Origin of the sequence: Rothia sp. LK2492 (assembly GCF_040946345.1) — a bacterium.
Classification (GTDB): domain Bacteria; phylum Actinomycetota; class Actinomycetes; order Actinomycetales; family Micrococcaceae; genus Rothia; species Rothia endophytica.
This window is the reverse complement of record NZ_JAYWLX010000010.1, coordinates 80,298-96,275: the sequence shown is the minus strand read 5'-3', so window position 1 is coordinate 96,275 and position 15,978 is coordinate 80,298. Positions and strand designations below refer to the sequence as shown.

Annotated in this window: 13 protein-coding genes; 3 read left to right on the top strand and 10 right to left on the bottom strand. The window is 53.8% G+C overall.

Annotated elements, in window-relative coordinates; all coding sequences use genetic code 11:
- Nucleotides 1-272 precede the first annotated feature (272 nt).
- The 4 genes from VVR27_RS10425 to VVR27_RS10410 form a co-directional block, all read right to left on the bottom strand.
- Nucleotides 273-1,760: a hypothetical protein gene (locus VVR27_RS10425; protein ID WP_368548307.1), complete on the bottom strand. Its 1,488-nt coding sequence runs from the start codon at nucleotides 1,758-1,760 to the stop codon at nucleotides 273-275.
- Nucleotides 1,761-1,764: 4 nt separating this feature from the next.
- Complete coding sequence (locus VVR27_RS10420; RefSeq protein WP_368548306.1) at nucleotides 1,765-2,940, bottom strand: restriction endonuclease subunit S; 1,176 nt, start codon at nucleotides 2,938-2,940, stop codon at nucleotides 1,765-1,767.
- Nucleotides 2,941-2,942: 2 nt separating this feature from the next.
- A complete protein-coding gene (locus VVR27_RS10415; protein ID WP_368548305.1) occupies nucleotides 2,943-4,619 on the bottom strand; it encodes an N-6 DNA methylase in 1,677 nt (558 codons plus the stop codon).
- Between the two features lie 119 nt (nucleotides 4,620-4,738).
- Nucleotides 4,739-6,844 (bottom strand): hypothetical protein, encoded by a 2,106-nt coding sequence (locus VVR27_RS10410; RefSeq protein WP_368548304.1) that lies wholly within the window; start codon nucleotides 6,842-6,844, stop codon nucleotides 4,739-4,741.
- A gap of 154 nt (nucleotides 6,845-6,998) precedes the next feature.
- Here VVR27_RS10410 and VVR27_RS10405 point away from each other — a divergent pair, with 154 nt between their 5' ends.
- The gene (locus VVR27_RS10405) at nucleotides 6,999-8,129 is read left to right on the top strand and encodes a Fic family protein (RefSeq protein ID WP_368548303.1); all 1,131 of its coding nucleotides are present in this window, start codon (nucleotides 6,999-7,001) and stop codon (nucleotides 8,127-8,129) included.
- Nucleotides 8,130-8,254: 125 nt separating this feature from the next.
- Nucleotides 8,255-9,577, top strand: a complete 1,323-nt coding sequence (locus VVR27_RS10400; RefSeq protein WP_346871882.1) for a solute carrier family 23 protein — start codon at nucleotides 8,255-8,257, stop codon at nucleotides 9,575-9,577.
- Nucleotides 9,578-9,655: 78 nt separating this feature from the next.
- On the opposite strand, the gene VVR27_RS10395 is transcribed toward VVR27_RS10400, so the two are convergent.
- Genes VVR27_RS10395 through VVR27_RS10380 form a run of 4 tightly spaced genes read right to left on the bottom strand, consistent with a single transcriptional unit; the run spans nucleotide 9,656 to nucleotide 12,854 of the window.
- On the bottom strand, nucleotides 9,656-10,483 hold the full coding sequence (locus VVR27_RS10395; protein ID WP_368548302.1) for a glycerophosphodiester phosphodiesterase family protein: 828 nt from the start codon (nucleotides 10,481-10,483) through the stop codon (nucleotides 9,656-9,658).
- 58 nt (nucleotides 10,484-10,541) lie between these two features.
- Nucleotides 10,542-11,357, bottom strand: a complete 816-nt coding sequence (locus tag VVR27_RS10390; protein ID WP_368548301.1) for an HAD family hydrolase — start codon at nucleotides 11,355-11,357, stop codon at nucleotides 10,542-10,544.
- A 10-nt stretch (nucleotides 11,358-11,367) separates the two neighbouring features.
- Nucleotides 11,368-11,889 carry a YbhB/YbcL family Raf kinase inhibitor-like protein gene (locus VVR27_RS10385; protein WP_368548300.1) on the bottom strand — a complete coding sequence of 174 codons (522 nt, stop codon included), beginning with the start codon at nucleotides 11,887-11,889 and terminating at the stop codon, nucleotides 11,368-11,370.
- 23 nt (nucleotides 11,890-11,912) lie between these two features.
- On the bottom strand, nucleotides 11,913-12,854 hold the full coding sequence (locus VVR27_RS10380; protein WP_368548299.1) for a carbohydrate kinase: 942 nt from the start codon (nucleotides 12,852-12,854) through the stop codon (nucleotides 11,913-11,915).
- Between the two features lie 217 nt (nucleotides 12,855-13,071).
- Between VVR27_RS10380 and VVR27_RS10375 the strand changes: the two genes are divergently transcribed.
- Nucleotides 13,072-14,517 (top strand): glyceraldehyde-3-phosphate dehydrogenase, encoded by a 1,446-nt coding sequence (locus VVR27_RS10375; RefSeq protein ID WP_368548298.1) that lies wholly within the window; start codon nucleotides 13,072-13,074, stop codon nucleotides 14,515-14,517.
- Between the two features lie 105 nt (nucleotides 14,518-14,622).
- On the opposite strand, the gene VVR27_RS10370 is transcribed toward VVR27_RS10375, so the two are convergent.
- Both VVR27_RS10370 and VVR27_RS10365 read right to left on the bottom strand, forming a co-directional pair.
- Nucleotides 14,623-14,751, bottom strand: coding sequence for a hypothetical protein (locus tag VVR27_RS10370; RefSeq protein WP_368548297.1), 129 nt, complete (start codon nucleotides 14,749-14,751; stop codon nucleotides 14,623-14,625).
- A 71-nt stretch (nucleotides 14,752-14,822) separates the two neighbouring features.
- Nucleotides 14,823-15,884: a 3-hydroxyisobutyryl-CoA hydrolase gene (locus VVR27_RS10365; protein WP_368548296.1), complete on the bottom strand. Its 1,062-nt coding sequence runs from the start codon at nucleotides 15,882-15,884 to the stop codon at nucleotides 14,823-14,825.
- Nucleotides 15,885-15,978: the final 94 nt, after the last annotated feature.

Below are 15,978 nucleotides of genomic sequence, written 5' to 3'. Positions count from 1 at the left end.
TTGGTGAGCTGATCTTGCTTCACCAGAAGACCCCTTTTGAATAAGCCTCATAATATAGAATCATTCACGAGAAAAACTCGATAAACCCACCATCCCGAACGGCCTAGCTGTTAGAGATTCAATTCATACCAGGTTCAGCGGCTCAGCCTCATAGCACATCTAAACTAATCTCAGCCGTGAAAAAACTAATCAATTAATATCTTCCTACGTGAATAATAAGATCTCCCGAATGCTTTTGGTATAAGAAATCTAGATAATCAAATCTTTACTCACTAAGGCTTAAAAAGTTCTTTTAACAATCTTTTATCATTGTAGAAATTCGATGAGAAAACACTCTCCTTAAATAATAGTTCTTTTTTGTATTTATTGTGGCGTTCTATTGTCCCGTACTGGAATACTGCTAGAATTAAGACCGAAAATGTGATAAGTGCTATACCAGATAAAGCTGTCACTAGAAATTTAAGCAACTCTTGAAGCCGAGGCCACGCGCCCTCCATGACATCAACCATGCCATCTCCTTGAACAGCAGAACCCTGGGAGTAAGCTAAGAAGATAAGAATAACACCCACCAAAAAAACTATTAATGAAACAATAAATGCAATCCACCCCCCGATCCCTACGCGAAATTTACTTTTCCTTAAATCAATAAATACTTCGATATTCTTGATAAGCCAGGAACAAAATAGTATGAAAAAAAACAAGAAATACATGCTTAAATAAATGATTAAAAATAAACTATTAAGCTTATCAATGTCAAAAACTAAACTAAAATACATCAGCGAGGACATCAACGAAACTGAAGACCAAAATAGTTTCCAGCTTAACGGGTAAGCGCTCCTCCTAAGCATCCTAGAAGTAAAACGTAGGAGAAAGTATAACCCCACAGCGAAAGCCGCCAAAAGAGCAACAGAGTCATGGTTAAAATTATTCAAGGAACCGGCCACCGCGAAATAAATAGATATAAAGTTAAGACGAAACAGGAGTGAGGCCGCCAGGAAAAAAATAAATATAATAACAAGAACAGCAATAAGCCCCATATAATATCTCTTTCCAATGTTGCCATTTTTATAATCCAAATATACAGAACGTGTCGCAATTGCAACCTCACATACAATTGCAATCGTCACAGAAATCAGCGCTCCATACGACAGAAAATTTACAGCTGTATCGATCAACTTCGATTCCTCTCCACTACCTCCACTTAAATACCAAAAGGAATATCCAGAAATAACAGAAATGACTGCCGTGATAGTTATATATCGACCCCATCTATCTAACATACGAGGGAGGGTTTCAGTCAGAAAAAGCCAGGTACCCAAGAAATGATGTTTGACCCTATACTGAAAGATTCTCCTTCTAACCAAATTATAAATTTTTTTATATGACTCATTAGATTCAAAGGCATCATCAATTTCTTCGCTAACCTTGGATATTCCCCGCTTCCTAAGATCTTCAACTTTTTTACTAATCCCTTGTAGTGATTCTCCAGCTACAGCTTTAGAAATAACATCGATGTTTTCCAGCGAGATGTCACGTATTGGCCTCCGAACTTTTTCTAAGCTGACGAAATAATCTACTGCCTCGGCTTTAATAAGAGATTTATCATACTGCCGCAATGTTATTTCTCTAATTTTTTGGCGTATTTTTCTTATTTCAGAATTCGAAACCCCGTAAGCGGGCCCAAGGTATAAGATTAGGAAAAGACAGTATAGAATAACTAAAGTAAAGGCGCCTAGAACTGCAGCTGAGACTAAAGTCATTTACTTACCCAATCAGGTGGCGGATGAGGAGGTTGCGGATGCTGGCAAGCAAAATGTTTTCTTCTCGGAATGATCGCATCAATTCAAATTCAGCTTTACCAAGTTGGAACCCGGAGACACGAGTGGCATTCACAGGAGTAGAGGCCAGGTCCTGCCATTTCACACGCTGACGGCCCGAGGTGCCGGTCATCTTCTGAATAGCAATCTCCCGGAAGCGTTCATTTCTAGCAATGCCATACGGGAGTAGCTCTTTCCCAGCTTCTAAAGCGCGCATTACGATGAACTCTGTTGAGCCAATCCCTGGTTTGTCGCCTAGACCCATTGCTATCGCAGTTTTTCCATTCTCAAGACAGGGGGTGATCCGAGAAAAGAGAGTATCGCCCTCCTCAAACTTGCTACCAGTCCAGTTTTCCTTATGACTGATAGCGCCTGTTATGGGTCCAGTAGTTGGCAAAACAGACATATCAATGAACTGGTAGGTGTCAGAATCTGGTTTGGGGACCTTGGGAGAAAACGTAATTAAATCTCCTAAAACTGAATTTGGCTCCTCAGAAAATAATTCCAACCGTTCAACTTCCGCAATCGCAAGTTCTGAAAGGGAATCAAGGAGGCGGGAGTTAGCCTCAATCTTGTCATCCACCGACCCCAAAATCTCAGCAATACGCTTCTGCTCTTCTACGGGCTGCAGAATCAGCTCAACTTTTCTAAGTTCTGCCTGTTTAATGCCCATAACAGTAGTGCCTGATGACCTAGATTCCAATTGCTCCTTCATATTGTTAGTCTGCAATAGGTAGTACAAATAACGACCGTGCAGTTGTTTTTCATCAGCTCTCAAAGCAAAAATCCGTTGCCCAACAACCCAGTCCGTTGCTTCATGGTCAGAAATATAAGCCACTGCTCCCATTGGAGCCTCAGACGTCAGGAATACATCCCCAACAGCGACGGGAATTTTCATCCATTTAGCAAAAATTTCATCGTCAACATAGTGGTGATCATTGCCGTCTACTCTGCTGTTCTTCATATTAATAGCAGAAATAACCCGATGACCTGATTCGCTCCAGTCACCCCCCAGCTTCTTAGGTGTCTTACCTCGATGGTCAATAATGAGCGTCAGAAATTCTTCTAAAGTTCCTGACAGCCAGCCGGCGTCCTTCTGCTCTTGAGTCAGTTCCAGCGCCATGCTTACGCCCCCTCGCTTTCAGTAGCGGCGACCTCAGCAGGCACGTCCGGCAAGTCCAGCGACGCCAGGTGCTTCTGCACCACGTCAGCCAGGCGCGCAGACTCCGCAAACTGTTCTGCCAAAGTCACCCGCAGACGCGCAATACGTACATCCACTGGCTCGCCGGTTTCCTCCACCGCAGCAGAACCCACGTACCTGCCCGGGGCAAGCGCCCACTCCTGCTTTTCAATGTCCTCAACCGTTACTGACTTACAGAAACCCAGCTCATCCTCGTAGACCCCTGTATTGAGCTCTGAGTCGGTACCACGCCAACGTTGCCAAGCACCAGCAATCTTCTGAATATCCTCATCGTCAAACACGCGCGTCTTACGGTCAATCATGCGGCCCAAACTGCGGGCGTCGATCATGAGCATCTCGCCCTTACGCTCACTAGTGCCACGTTTACCCGCCGACTTATCCTTAGCCAGCACCCACACGCACACCGGAATCGCTGTACCCGTAAACAGGTTGGCAGGTAGCACCAGCATGGCAGCCACTGCATCGCCCTGCACCATCGCCCGGCGGATCTCATCCTCACCACCGGCATTAGACGTCATCGACCCGTTCGCCAACACCACAGCAGCTGAGCCACCAGCGTTCAGTTTGCTCCAAATGTGCTGCAACCAGGCATAGTTAGCGTTGCGCTCCGGGGGCACACCAAAATTCCAGCGCGGATCATCAGTGCGGCGGCTCCACTCCTTCAAGTTGAAGGGAGGATTAGCCATCACAAAATCAAAGTTCTCACCAGCGTGGCGGTCCTCAGCGAAAGTATCGCCCCAGCGGTCCCCCAGGTGCCCAAAAATACCGTGAATCGCCAGGTTCAGGCGCGCTAGCTTCCAGGTCTGGTCGTTGTACTCCTGCCCATACACAGTTAGTGATGGCTCATAGCCCTTCTCCTGCTGAAACTGCTTGCCGTGGGCCTCAACGAACTTCTCAGACTGCACAAACATGCCGCCAGAACCACAGCAGGGGTCATAGAGTTTGCCATCCACCGGGTTAAGAATCTCCACCAGGGTGCGCACCACCGATCGCGAAGTGTAGAATTCACCGCCGCGCTGTCCCTGCTTAGCTGCAAACTGGCCCAAGAAGTACTCGTAGACCTCACCCAAGATATCTAGAGACGAGCGGCCGGTATCCTCACGCATTGCCTTGAAATCGGCATTAGAAAAGAGGTCAATCAAGCCGGCCAGACGGGTCTGGTCTACGTTCTCCCGGTTATAAATCTCGCTCAAGGCACCATTCAGACGTGGGTTAGCGTCCATAATCTCGCGCATGGCAGCATCAAGCAGTTCACCCACGCTGCCACTCTTAGCCTGCTGAGCAATGAAACCCCAGCGAGCCTTCTCCGGCACAAAATAAACACTGGCGCTGTAGAACTCATCCGGGTCGCTCAGATAAGCTTCCAGCTCTTCCTCAAGTTCCTGGCCCTCGAATCCATCCTCGGCGATCTCGGCGCGAATAGCCTCAGCGCGCTCATCAAAACTATCGCTGAGATACTTCAGAAAAATAAGTCCCAACACAAAATTCATGTAGTCCGACGAATTCATGGAACCACGCAGCTTATCAGCTGCCTTCCACATCAGATCCCGCAGCTCCGCGGGAGTAGTAGCAGCAGACTTAGTAGCCTTACGAGTAACCATTAACTCAACCTCTTTTCACTATGCACCGGTACGAACCAGTGAACTAAACTGAATTAAGATTCTCACGGAAAAGCTCGCAAAGATAGAGTAGCTACTGATACGCCCCCGTATCATTAGCTCTATATGCCTTTTTCAAGGAAGGTAATGGTTCCTTCTGACAAGCCAGCAAGAGTCTGCTGCTCCAGCTCTTCCAAGGCAGCCAGACGCTCAGCGAGCGCCTGCCTTTGATGTTTAATCTTTGCCAGCTCTGTTTCCAGGGAGTCATTCTCAGCAACAGCACCTGTAAATGCTTTCAGCACAGCAGGTGGCACTCTCACTTCTTTCGCTAGAGCCTTCTGAGCACCGGCTAGTTTCTGTTCCTGCAAACCAGCCCGCACCAGCCGCGCAAAGACCTCGCTGCTAAGTGCGACCTGTTGAGGATTCTCATCTGCGCTACGCAAAATAAAGAGCGGGGCTTGGACCAGCACCAGACCAAACTCAGCCCCCACTACGAATGTCTCAGCACTATGCTCAGAGACCACTACGTCCCCCGGCAGGGCCAGATTGGCTGAGTTACCAAGTTGCGCCAGATCAGCCACTTTCAGCGCCCTAAAAGCAGTGGGCACAGTGGTCCCTCTGCCCAGCCTTGCCATGCTGTCCTCATCTAGCAGACGCACCCAGGCGCCGCCGTCCTTAGCTTCAACAGTGCGTACCAAACCCGCAGGGAGCGTGGACTGGGCATAGCCCGGCACCCGCTTAAAAGCTCTCCGGCCTATCAGCTCTGCGATAGTAGGGTGCTTCTGTTGCACGGTCTCAGCTACACGCCAATCCAAACTCAGAGGCTGCAGGTTGGTTGTCTGAATCTCCCTGACTTTAGAGTTAATAACACTCACTCTCTGTTGCCCGGGCTTCGCCACGCTTTTATGGCTATATGCTCCGTGCTCAGAAATTTCCCGCCACACCACATATTGACCGCTGACCAGCGTATGTTCCCCGACTGAACTGTGCATGGCAGAAGACCAGTCCTCCTGCACCAGAGCACCCATATCGTGTATGACGGCCCGCCAACGGGTGTCCCTCTGGCCCAGCCCACCACCAAGGTCGAGCACAGCAACCCGAGGCCGGTTATCCGGACCAACTCTGTGGTTCTCGAAAATTGCCACTGCCAGAGGAACGTTCGATTCAGATCGCAAGACTCCCGGACCAAGATCTACCACAGCAACCATGTGGCCATAGCGCAACATATCCGTGTGTGCGCTACTAACTTGGCTGCCATCACGTACTGGGCTGGTTAGTAGATCAGACCTACCCAAAACTACAATCGGCACGCCCTCAGGGGAGCCGTCTACAACCTGGCTAAGCTCTTTCCAGTAAAGCTCGTAGGTGGCGTCCCGCCTGGTCAGAGGTAGGTAGGTGACGATGGTAGAAGCATCTTGGGCCTCTTCAAGCTGCCTCTCCCGGTAGGAGCTATAGAGACTATCAGCTGATAAAAAGACCTGAAATAAGCGCAGAAGCCCATTATTTTCTTTCACGTCCTCAGCAAAGCTAATGCTCTGCACCCCATCGGGGTTATTGGCCACAAGTACCTGCGCCAGCTGAATTAAAATGTCATCGTTAGAAGACTTAGGAAAATGGAAGTGAAGCCCAGTGCCAAGTTCGCTCAGCAGATCAGCGAGGAACTCCCCAACGAGCCCGTGCATAGACTCATTAGAGCCGCGCTCATTCACGGCAAGAAATAGTTGGAAAGAGTTCAGAGGTTCTTCAGAATACCGGGCAACCAGGGCTCCCACTCTGTTCAAAACCTCATAGATTCCGGTGCTCATCGTGAGCAGGTAAGGTTTTACCAGCTCTGCTAGAGACTGGGATTTTGCAGCGCACCTGCGCAGCAAGGCTGCTGGACGCTCGTCTGCACGGAATTCAATCTGCTCATAGATAATGCTAAAAACTAGAAAGGCATGCATCTGCTCTTTGCTGGCTAAACCCGAGCATTCGTTTGCACCACCCAGCACCGCGGCATCTGCCAATATCTGTTCTAACGGCTTTTGGGCAGGACGCTTCGCGCACCACTCTACAAACTCAAGCGCAGAATATAGGGTCTTGGCGCCCCTCTGCGCTGTGGGAAAGTCCGCATGCCTCTTAGCCCAAGTAGGTACAACCGCTCTCTCTACACCGGCAACTATTGCAGCCTGGGACGAGTTCAAAACCAGCCCATCAAGCGCGGCTAGAGAATCTAAAGGGGAAGTCATATCAACATCCTACGACTCTCAAAAGCAAAACTTTTAAATAACCAGAACCACGAACTTAAATAATGATCTGTAGGTTAACTGGTCGTTCCTTGATTTTTAGGGGTAAAATCATTCATCCACTTAAATAATGAGTTGAACGATATAAAATAGTTTCATGGATTCAATCAACATTCCCGACTTCTCTTTTGCCTCTCCTCTGGCTGAATCGGTAGTGAGACTCGAGCGTCTACGCACTCAGCTCAAAATTTCACAGGGGTCAGAAAGTCCTCTGCTGGATGAGCTACGCCGTCTCTTTGGACATCTCTCAAGCGTGCTCTCAGCCCGGATTGAAGGCAACCGAACCACCATCGTGGAGGCCCTGACCGCCACATCAGCAGGCAACCCGACCGCTGATGACGGTATTCAAGAAATCCTCAACCTCGAAGCAGCAAGCCAGTTCATCGATGAAAACGTGGGTGAAGACTTCATCTTCACCGAGCATTTTATCCGCACGCTTCACACCATAGCGGTTGACGGTCTACGCAGAGAAGGTGACAAAACGCCAGGCGGCTACCGCACAACGCATGTAGGCATCTCGCAGTCCGCACACACGCCTCCCGGGCCTGAATCAGTATCAGCTGACATGCACGAGCTGGTCGACTTCATCAACCAGCAAACGCTCCCTCAGAACCAACTGCTCCAGACAGCTATCGCCCACCATAGATTTGTATGGATTCATCCCTTTACCAACGGCAACGGCAGAGTTGCGCGCCTGCTCACCTACGCCATGCTCATCAAACAGGGCTTTACCTCAGTCAGCGGTTACCGGGCTCTGAATCCCACTATTGTTTTTGGGGCAGACAGAAATCTCTACTACGAGAAGCTCAGCGAGGCAGATAACCTTAATGACCAGGGCATTATCCAGTGGTGCCTCTATGTGCTTCAGGGCGTCGAGCGGGATATAGAGCACATCATTCATCTCTCTGATGAGTCCAAGGTTCTCAACGATATTTATGCCCCTGCATTAGAACGTGCTTACAAGGCCGATCACATTACTAACAGCCAGATTGCCGTTTTGCTACGGGTCGCCGAACTTGGTGTAGCCAAATCGGGTGACGTTGCTGACTTGATACCCGGTTCCTCTGCCACCCGTAGTCAATTCCTCAAGAAGCTGGTTTCCCAAAACCTGTTGATCAGGGAAGAAGGAACACGCAAATACCAGGTATGTCTGAGTAACCTACTCGCAATCTACGTGGTGCGGCAGCTCGATAATCTCGGTATGCTACCTGAAATCCTGAAAGATTAGCCTGCATCAGCTCGTAAAGAGATTCCCAACCGCTCAAGCTCACTCTCGCTCTTGCACCCCTGTAGCGCAGCGGCAGAGTAAACTAAGGACGATTTACACTCATTACACTACGGTTGGGACACCCTGTGACCTCTCGCTCCCCTTTCGCCTGGACGCTGCATGGCGACGGTAAAAATATCACCCCCGGCGGCGTCGTCCGCCCCCACGAACGCCTCAGCTGGGGCCGCACCATCGGCATTGGTGCCCAGCACGTGGTTGCCATGTTCGGCGCGACCTTCCTGGTGCCCCTGCTGACCGGCTTCCCGCCCGCCACCACCCTCTTCTTCTCGGGTATTGGCACCATCCTTTTCCTGCTGATTACCGCAGGACGCGTGCCCTCCTACCTGGGCTCGTCCTTCGCTTTTATCGCCCCACTGGCAGCGGCAACTAACCAGTACGGCCCCGGCGGCGCACTGGGTGGCATCGTTATGGCAGGTGTCTGCCTCTTCCTAGTAGGCGCCATTGTGCAGTTCGCCGGCACCGGCTGGCTCACCAGGCTCATGCCCCCGGTCGTCACCGGCGCTATCGTGGCACTGATCGGCTTTAACCTGGCACCTAGCGCCAAGAATAACTTTATGGAAGCCCCCGTCACCGCACTAGCGACCCTGGTCTCCATCATCCTGATCTCGGTGATTTTCAAGGGTATGATCGGCCGTCTGGCCATTCTGCTGGGTGTCATCATCGGCTACATCACCGCAGTTGTTCGCGGTGAAGTTGACTTCAGTAAAATCCAGCAGGCATGGGACACCGAAGGTCTCATCGGCCTGCCCCACTTCCAGGCCCCCGAATTCCACTGGAACCTGGCCGGTCTCTTCATCCCCGTCATCCTAGTGCTGGTGGCTGAGAACATTGGCCACGTGAAATCGGTGGCGCTGATGACCGGTGAGAACCTAGACAATTACTCCGGCCGTGCCCTGATGGCTGACGGCCTGGCAACCACCCTGGCAGGCGCTGGCGGCGGCTCCGGTACCACCACCTACGCCGAGAACATCGGCGTTATGGCAGCCACCAAGGTCTACTCCACCGCAGCCTACTGGGTCGCCGCCATCGTGGCAGTGCTACTCTCGGTCTTCCCGGTCTTCGGTGCAGCCGTTGCCTCCGTCCCCGCAGGCGTGCTGGGTGGAGCCGCCACCGTCCTCTACGGCATGATCGGTATGCTGGGCGTGCGCATCTGGGTAGAGAACCGCGTGGACTTCTCCAACCAGGTCAACCTCACCGCCGCGTCCGTGGCCCTGATTGTGGGTATTGCCGACTACACCTGGGATATCGGGGATCTCCAGTTCGCAGGCATTGCCCTGGGCACCGCCGCAACCCTGGTGGTCTACCACCTCATGGCAGCCATTGCGCGCGCTACCGGCTCCCACCCCGAGCCGCTCACCCCCAGCGAAGCTAAGGGCGACGCCCACTAAGCCCCGCACCGCTAAGACCCATACAAAGCGGGGCTAGTTCACTGTGAACTAGCCCCGCTTTTTCACGCATAATCTGCCTTAGGACGCTGCCCGCTCCGCCAGAATTTTTGCCAGCAGGTCGGTGCGGTTAGTGACGATACCGTCTACTCCTAGGTCGAGCAGGCGGCGCATCTCCGCTTCATCATCAATCGTCCAGACATGCACCTTCATGCCAAAGCGGTGCGCCATAGCAACGGTGGTACGGTCTGCGACCCTAAAAGTGAGACCGGCATACGTTTGAGTGACGGGCACCTGGAGGGACTGGAAAGGGCTAATCCAGGGAGCGGTCACGGCGCGTACCAGAGGCCACAGACGCCAGCTCACCCGGCTGCACAGATAAAAGAGGGCGGTAGCGAGCTCACTACCACTCGATGGAATATGCGCACCCAGCTGGGCTGCACACTGAACAGCACGCCGCTTACGCTTTTCTTTGAAGGACGCAAAACGCACACGGTCTTGAGCCCCTTCCTGCACGGTGATTTTGGCGATGCGTTTTGCGGTAGCGGCGTCCTTAATATCGACGTTAACCGACATACTGGGGAAAGTGCGAAGTACCTGTTCGAAGGTGGCGAGCTTGCCGCCCCTGACTAGCTCGCGGTCTTTAAGTTCCTCCCAGGTAGCATCCTTAATCGTGCCCGAGGTGCCAAAAAGCCGGTTGAGGGTGTGATCATGGAAAGCCACTACTACCCCGTCCGCGGTGGTATGAGCGTCGGTTTCGAGCCAGTGGGCGCCGGCGTCTTTTGCCTGCGCAAATGCCTCTAGAGTATTCTCGGTGCACCCCTTAGCTAGGCCCCTGTGGGCAAAAATTTCGAAGGTATCAAGGGGTTGGTTAAGAGAAGAGCGGCGCGCTGCTGACCTAGTAGACATTCTTATAAGAGTACTACCCGCCAGTAACTTAGGGGCACTCATCTCAAGAGGGCTATATTTAGGACATTCTGGCTAGCAGTTTCTCTATGATTTGAGCCACGCCATCCTGGTCAAATGCGGGGCAGGTGCGCGCTACGGCCTGGCGCAGAGAGGGCGAACCGGATTCCAGCGCGTAACCGTGACCCGCCCACTGCAACATCTCCAAGTCATTGGGCATATCACCAAAAGCTGCAACCTCATGCGCTTCGATACCGCGCTCAGCGGCAAAATCAGCCAGCACCGCCCCTTTATTCAAACCGGGTGCAGCCATTTCAATGAGGGGGTCCCCGGGCACCGCGTGCGTGACTGACACTCGCTCCCTCACCAGTTTCGCCACACGCGGGAGCAAGCCCTCAGGATCACACCCCTCAACTCGCACCAGGTACTTAACCACCTGCGCATCTGGGCTCAAAATTTCTGCCAGGTTGCCCCAGACCAGCTCACTATTTTCAAGGGGGCCACCCTTTTCAACTTTCACATCCCCCTGTAAAAAGACAGTATCGACCGTTTCAGCAGTAAAAGTAGCGGTGGGGAACTCACGCTCTAGAATCTGGTGTGCCTCTAAAACCGTGTGTGTTGCAAGGGTACGGGTTGCTACCACTCTGCCTTTGCCCACATGGTAAGTCACCGCCCCATTAGAGCAAATAGCGTAGGAGTCATAGCCGGGAAACTGACCCAGCACCCCGTCTAACCAGCGAAAAGGGCGACCGGTGACAACCACCAGTTGCACGCCGGCGTCCCGGGCGGCGCTCAGGGCCTCAAGGGTTCGCTTGCGAAAGTGAAAGTCGTGCCCAATAAGGGTGCCGTCCAGGTCACTGGCAATCAGTTTTATCACGGTGGGGAAACTAGTTTTCTTCGTGGGTTGCGGTCAGGAAGGCACGAGCAATCCCGTGGAAGAAGAGGTTAAAGTTCACCACGGCGGGGGTGGCGTTCTCATCGATGTCCAACTTCTCAACATCCACAGCGGTGACGCAGAAGATGTAACGGTGAGGGCCGTGACCGGCGGGCGGGGCTGCACCCACAAAGCCACGGGTGCCACCATCATTCAGGTGCCCGAGAGCCCCTCCCGGCAGGTTCTCTGCAGCACCGGTAGCTAGCTCTGTAATATCAGCAGGCAGATGAGAGACAGTCCAGTGCCAGAAGCCGCTGGGGGTGGGAGCATCGGGGTCAAAGCAAGTAACTACAAAAGACTTGGTGTTCTCGGGGAAGCCCTCCCAAGAAAGCTGCGGTGAGACGTCCTCACCCCCGCAGCCCATAATCCCCGACACCTGGGCCTTGGGTAGCGGTGCGCCATCCTGAATATCGGTGGATGTGAGGGTAAAAGTGGGTAGGTCAGGCAGGTCGGCGTAGGGTTCACGGTTTAACATTGAAGCCTCCTCGTTTTGTGGGGTTATGAGCGAGCGAGAGTCGCTTCGAGCTCTTCGCGGGTGGGTGGGTTAGCGCCAGGACGTGAAACGGTGATACCGGCTGCGGTGGCGGCGAAGGTGAGGATTTCCTTAAGATCGTCTTTACTCATCAGTTGCAAAGTAGCGCGAGCACCCCTACCTTCGATGCCGCGATCCAGTAGAGCCGCTAGCAGGGCCGCCATGAGGGAATCGCCGGCACCCACGGTATCAGCGACCTCGACCCGGTAGGCAGGCATGGCTACACCGGCGGGACTAGTTTTTTGGGTAATCGCCCAGGGGCCCAGTTCGCCGCGAGTGACTACCACCAGGGAGGCACCCAATTCCAGCCATGCCTTAGCTGACTCTTCGAGAGAGCGCTGAGGGTAGAGCCAGAGTAGGTCCTCATCAGATGCCTTGACAACGTCCGAGTAGCGCACGATACTTTCGGCCCACTTGCGCGCTACCGAGGCGTCCGGGACGATGGTGGGCCGGCAGTTGGGGTCATAGGAAATCAGTGCGTTGGCAGATGCTCTGCGTACGGTTTCTAGTACGGTGCTGGCGCCGGGTTCTAGCATGGCGCCGATAGACCCAACATGCACTGCGGTAGCTCCCGCGGCGACATCCGCCAGTTTCTCGACGGCACCGTCCAGTGACCAGTCGATGTCGAACTCGTAGTCAGCTGCGCCGTCCTCACCGATAGTGGCCTGGGCGACCGAGGTCTTCTTCTCGTCCGCACCCACCGGCAGGTGCACGCCCGAAGCACGCAGGTGCTCATCAATGAGCGTGCCGTGATCGTCCTTGCCGTAGCGGCCAATAAACTGCGCATCGTGGCCGAGGCGGGCTAGGCCCACGGCTACATTCATGGGGGATCCGCCGGGGTGCGCGGCAGTTTCGGCACCGGGGCGCTGGACAACATCTACGAGGGCTTCGCCAATGACAGTAAGCATGAGCACAATTTTACCGTGTGATCGCGCTCGCGTATAACGTTCACGTCACAAACTGCACACGGTGGCGTAGAAACTATACACTGTCTTTGTAGTGCTCTTGGCGCCCTCCTCCTGCAAAGGGGTCGAGCTACCGCTAAGAGTTCAAGCACCCCAGTCAGCGCACTGTAGCGCATAACCGATAAGCTCAACGACGATGCTTATCGAGAGAGGTCACACCATGACTATTTCTGCAGACAACGCTCACGATCAGTGGCTCGCTTCTGAAGCTGAAGCTGAGACCATGATCCCGATGATCGGTAAACTCAACCGCGAGAACAACGTGGTGGTTTCCATTCACGGGCACACACTGATTAACAAGTCTGTCATTCAGATTCTGAAGGCTCACCGTTTTGCCCGTCAGATTGACGATGTTGAGCTTGATCCTGCTGATTCCCTGTCAGTTCTGCAGATTGTTCAGGGCTTTAATCTGGGCGCTTGCTCACTCGATCTTGCAGCTCTCTGGCGCAAGTTTGAGAAATCCGGTGACAGCGACCTTGAAGCCTGGTTGCGCGGCGAGCTAGCTCCCGTCATCGACCAAAAGGGCGACATCAAGGGCACTTCCCAGGACGTCGTGCTTTATGGCTTCGGCCGTATCGGCCGCCTACTGGCCCGCATCCTGCTCGAACGCTCAGCCGGTGCCGGCCCCAAACTACGCGCCGTCGTCGTGCGCAAGAACTCCGATAAGGACCTCTACAAGCGCGCCTCCCTCTTACGCCGCGACTCCGTACACGGCGCTTTCAAGGGCACCATCCGCGTGGACGAAGAGAACAGCACCATCATCGCCAACGGCACCCCCATCCGCTTCATCTACGCTTCAGACCCCAGCGACATCGACTACACCGCCTACGGCATCGATAACGCTATCATCGTCGATAACACCGGTCGCTGGCGCGATAAGGACGCTCTCTCACAGCATCTGAAGGCAACCGGCGCAGCTCGTGTGCTGCTGACCGCACCGGGTAAGGGCGTCAAGAACATCGTCTGCGGTGTCAACGACCAGCTCATTGACGAGCACGACACCGTGCTCTCAGCCGCCAGCTGCACCACCAACGCCATCACCCCCGTTCTGGCTGTGATGGATGAGGTCTTCGGCGTGGTCCGCGGCCATGTTGAAACCGTTCACTCCTTCACCAACGACCAGAACCTCATTGACAACTTCCACAAGGGCGACCGCCGCGGCCGCTCCGCAGCTCTCAACATGGTCATCACCGAGACCGGCGCCGCCAAGGCTGTCTCTAAGGCTCTGCCCCAGTTAGAAGGCAAGCTAACCGGCAACGCTATCCGCGTCCCCACCCCGGATGTCTCCATGGCAATCCTCAACCTACAGCTCGAAAAGCCCGTAGGCTCCAAGGACGAACTCAACGACCTGCTACGTGATCGCTCCCTGCGCTCATCCCTACGCCGTCAGATCGACTACACCGACTCTCATGAGGTGGTCTCCACCGACTTCGTCGGCTCCCGTGCTGCCGGCGTCGTTGATGGTCTAGCAACCATCACCTCAGGTGATACCAACGCCATCCTCTACGTCTGGTACGACAACGAGTTCGGCTACTCCTGCCAGGTCATCCGCGTGCTGGAAACCATGGTCGGCGGCAAGTTGCAGAGCTTCCCCGTCAGCCAGTAAAACTCTCAAGAGAAAGCCTGCCCCCGGTGACAAACCGGGGGCAGGCTTTTTTGCCCTGTCTGCAGCTACTTACCTGAGTGCTGGGGGGCTGTGTGCCAGCTGACCCTAGAGCCAGTATTGGGTGTAGGCAATCAGCCCAAGTGCAGCACCAACAGCTAATCCCAACAGCACCCAGGAGTTGTTCGCCAGAAACTGTTTCATAGCTGACTCTTGTTTCTGATTTTCATGTTCCACGACATTCACCCTTTCTTGTCTCCAGTCTAGCGATGAAGCACAACCTAAGAGATGCCCTCCCCACCCTTTGCCTAGACCGAACGTAGCTCCAACGGGCCTGATTCCGGATTTTCAAAGAAGGCAAGGACGCTGGCCTCATCCACCTCTTCCAGGGTGGCAGGCTGCCAAGCGGGCTGTCTATCCTTATCAATGACCTGCGCTCTAATGCCCTCACGCATATCGTGGCCGGCAGCCGAGTTAAGGGTCACTGCGTAGTCTTGATTCAGCGTCAGGTTCAGGGTCTGGTCCGCTGCCCGGCGGGTAGCCTCTAGCGCCACCTTCATGCCGGTAGGGCTATTATGGCGCAGCGCTGCCAGTACCTCGTGCACCAGCGGGCCATCGTCCGCCCCTGCCGCTGCCTGGCGTTCAACCTCAGCCACAATCTTCTCCACCGTGGTTTCTGAGAAGGCCCTCTCAATCCAGTCCGCGTTTTCTTCTAGACGTGAGGGCCCGGCGTCCACAGTGAAACCCTGGATGCAGCGCTCAACGTTCTCAGCCGCACCCACCTTGCTCAGTGCCTCTGCCAGATCATTGAGGCGCTCAGAGGGTACGAAGTAATCTGCTAGTCCCACGGCTAGGGCATCTGCGCCGGAGGCATGCAGGCCGGTGAGTGCCATAGCGTAGCCCAGCTTACGGGGGCTACGAGAAAGGATATGCAAAGCGCCCACATCGGGGCTGAAACCAATGATAGTTTCGGGCATCCCCACCCGGCTGCGCTCGGTAACCACCCGGTAGGCGGCGTGTGCTGAAATTCCGACGCCGCCTCCCAGCACCAAACCGTCCATGAAGCTCACCAGTGGCTTGGAGTAACGGGAAAGGCGCAGGTTCATGGTGTACTCAAAGCCCATGAACTCAGGCATGCGCTCCGGTTCGTAGTAAATTGACTTCACATCTCCACCGGCGCAAAGGCCGCGATCCCCTGCACCGGTCATCAGTACCGTGGTCACACTGTCATCAGCTTCAAACTCGGTGAGCAACTGGTCTACCAGCTGCATCATGTCTAAATTCAGCGCGTTTACCGCACGCGGGCGGTTGAGCGTAATGACGCCCAGGCTTCCTTGCCTGCTACCCAGCACCAGTTTCTCATCGGTCATTTGCCCTCCACATGTTCAAAAGGTTATGCACATCACAGCCTACCGCTTACGGGCAGGGGCCACTAGCCTGCCAGGGCGCACTGTTAGGGTTAAA